This window comes from Psychrobacter sp. 16-MNA-CIBAN-0192 (assembly GCF_040309565.1).
Lineage (GTDB): Bacteria > Pseudomonadota > Gammaproteobacteria > Pseudomonadales > Moraxellaceae > Psychrobacter.
This window is the reverse complement of sequence record NZ_JBEOOX010000137.1, coordinates 1-285: the sequence shown is the minus strand read 5'-3', so window position 1 is coordinate 285 and position 285 is coordinate 1. Positions and strand designations below refer to the sequence as shown.

Sequence of the window (285 nt, the reverse complement as noted above, 5' to 3'; positions counted from 1 at the left end):
GACTTGCGCGTGCTGGAGTAAATCAAATACTTCATTAATACTGCCTGAGCTGGTATTTTCAATCGGTAACAAGCCAAAGTCGGCTTGGCCATTTTCTACTTTACCGGTGATCTCATCAAAAGAACTACAGCCAATTTCAATTAATTTGCCTGGTCGGCGACTAAAGTACTTATGACACGCAAGTTGACTGTAAGATCCTTGTCCGCCTAAATAGGTTACTCGATGGGTTTCACTTAGCGCATCAGGGTTGAGGTTTTTTTGCAGCATAGCTTGTTGATGTAATAC

The 285-nt window shown here is 42.1% G+C and carries 1 protein-coding gene; it reads right to left on the bottom strand.

Features of this window, described 5'->3' with window-relative positions:
• The coding region (locus AAEY78_RS12655) for a prephenate dehydratase domain-containing protein (RefSeq protein ID WP_352339683.1) at positions 1–285 on the bottom strand (285 nt) is incomplete at both ends.